Source organism: Sphingomonas sp. (assembly GCF_048594985.1).
Classification (GTDB): Bacteria; Pseudomonadota; Alphaproteobacteria; order Sphingomonadales; family Sphingomonadaceae; genus Sphingomonas_I.
Map to the genome: position 1 here is coordinate 1 of NZ_JBMDXG010000236.1, position 2,008 is coordinate 2,008.

At 68.4% G+C, this 2,008-nt stretch carries 3 protein-coding genes and 1 tRNA gene; 1 reads left to right on the top strand and 3 read right to left on the bottom strand.

Features of this window, described 5'->3' with window-relative positions; all coding sequences use genetic code 11:
* On the top strand, positions 1-535 hold a 535-nt coding region (locus ACOJSF_RS09410; protein ID WP_420141953.1), incomplete at its 5' end, for a spermidine synthase.
* Positions 536-551: 16 nt separating this feature from the next.
* Here the strand turns inward: ACOJSF_RS09410 and ACOJSF_RS09415 are convergent.
* The 3 genes from ACOJSF_RS09415 to ACOJSF_RS09425 all read right to left on the bottom strand — a co-directional run bounded on the left by ACOJSF_RS09415 (position 552) and on the right by ACOJSF_RS09425 (position 1,937).
* On the bottom strand, positions 552-1,613 hold the full coding sequence (locus ACOJSF_RS09415) for an SDR family oxidoreductase (protein WP_420141954.1): 1,062 nt from the start codon (positions 1,611-1,613) through the stop codon (positions 552-554).
* A 78-nt stretch (positions 1,614-1,691) separates the two neighbouring features.
* On the bottom strand, positions 1,692-1,874 hold the full coding sequence (locus ACOJSF_RS09420; protein WP_420141955.1) for a hypothetical protein: 183 nt from the start codon (positions 1,872-1,874) through the stop codon (positions 1,692-1,694).
* A tRNA-Ser gene (locus tag ACOJSF_RS09425) sits at positions 1,847-1,937 on the bottom strand. The genes ACOJSF_RS09420 and ACOJSF_RS09425 overlap by 28 nt, the downstream gene beginning before the upstream one ends.
* Positions 1,938-2,008: the final 71 nt, after the last annotated feature.

Below are 2,008 nucleotides of genomic sequence, written 5' to 3' on the forward strand. Positions count from 1 at the left end.
GGCCACACTGACCTGTACGCCGCTGGCGGAGCGGCCCGCCGCGCGGGTGCTGATCGGCGGGTACGGGATGGGCTTCACATTGCGCGCGGCGCTCGACTGTCTGCGTCCCGATGCCGCGGTGACGGTCGCCGAACTGGTGCCCGGCATCATCGAATGGGCACGCGGGCCGATGGCCGCGCTGACCGATGGCTGTCTCGACGATCCGCGCGTCACGCTGTCGATGGGTGACGTGCGCGACGTGATCCGCGGGGCGGGCGGCGGGTTCGATGCGATCCTGCTGGACGTTGATAATGGCCCCGACGGCCTGACGCGCGCCGCGAACGAGGGGCTGTACGCGCCCGCCGGGCTGGGCGAGGCGCGCCGCGCGCTGCGCCCCGGCGGCGTACTGGCGGTGTGGTCGGCGGCGCCCGATCCTGCCTTTACCCGCCGGCTGGCGAATGCTGGCTTCGCAACCGAGGAGGTACGCGTGCGCGCGCGTGAGAATGGCAAGGGTGCCACCCATATGATCTGGCTGGCGCGACCCAGAGCCGGCTGATTCGTCCGACCGGCGCCTAGGGGATCAAGCGTTCGGCGCGCAGCCGCTGGAACAGCGCGAAGAACGCATCGTCGGTGGGCTGGTAGCCGGTAAAGCCCAGCCGACGGCTCTTTCCCATGTCCGTCACCACCTCGATCGGGCGACCGAGATCGGCATCGGTATGCCAGGGCGACGCCAGACGGTCGAGGTCTGGCTCGGCCAGCCCCTCGCGCGCCGCGATCGCGCGCCAGCGGTCGCCATCGTCCACCATCTGCTGCTCGAGCGGCCGGACCGTCCCGTCGAACGGGGTCGCCTCGATCCCGAACCAGTTGGCGATGCGGCCCCACATCCATTGCCAGCGAAAGACGTCGCCGTTGACGACGTTGAACGCCTGATCCTGCGCCGCTTCCGTCACGGTGACCCATAAAAGGTGCCGGGCCAGCTGACCTGCATCGGTCATGTCGTTCAGTCCCGACCATTGCGCTTCAGAGCCGGGAAAGATGAACGGCCGCCCGGTTTCGCGGCACAGCACCGCATAGGCGGCGAGCGTCGTGCCCATGTTCATCGCATTGCCGACCGCCATCCCGATCACGGTATGCGGTCTGTGCACGCTCCAGCTGAAGCCGTCGCGTGCGGCGGCGGCGAACAGCTCGTCTTCCTGCGCGTAATAGAAATTCTCGATGTCCAGCCGGCCCTGTTCCTCGCGGAACGGCGTCTGCGGCAGCGTGCCTTTGCCATAGGCCTCGAACGGGCCGAGATAATGCTTCAGCCCCGTCACCAGCGCGACATGGCGCGGGCCGGCCGGCGGGGGGAGGGCGTTCAGGAGGTTACGCACCATCGCTCCGTTGACACGGATATTCTCCGCTTCGCTCGCCTGCCGCAGCCAGGTGGTGATGAACACCGCGTCGGGGTTGAGGTCGCGGAGCGCATCGGCGGTGCCTCCAGCGTCCAGCAGGTCCGCCGCGACCGGCCGGACGCCCGGCTGATTCACGGGCCGTCGCGCCAGCCCGTGCACCGACCAGCCGTTCGCCGCCAGCAGCCCGGCGACCGCGCTGCCGACGATACCGCTCGCGCCAACCACCAATGCCGTTTTCGCCATCACCATCTCCTTGTGAAGGGTGCCAGCTAGGCATCCGGTCGCCGTGCTTCCAGACGGCGCCGGTCACGTCGCCACGCATCAGAAGGTAACCAGATGCAGCGCGGAACGCCGGACGACAAATATCGCCTGACCGACCCCGGCCACCGCTTCGTCGAGCCGGTCGAACTGTTCGATGCGGGGAGGATCCGCGCGCGATGCGTGACCGATAGCGACGGCAGGCACGAAAGGGCCGTTGGCGGAGCGGGTGGGATTCGAACCCACGATACGCTTTTGACGTATACTCACTTTCCAGGCGAGCGCCTTCGACCACTCGGCCACCGCTCCGCATGCACTGGAAGCGCGCCCCTAGCCATGTGTGCCGGTGGTGACAAGCGCGCCGCGACCAATCATAGGGC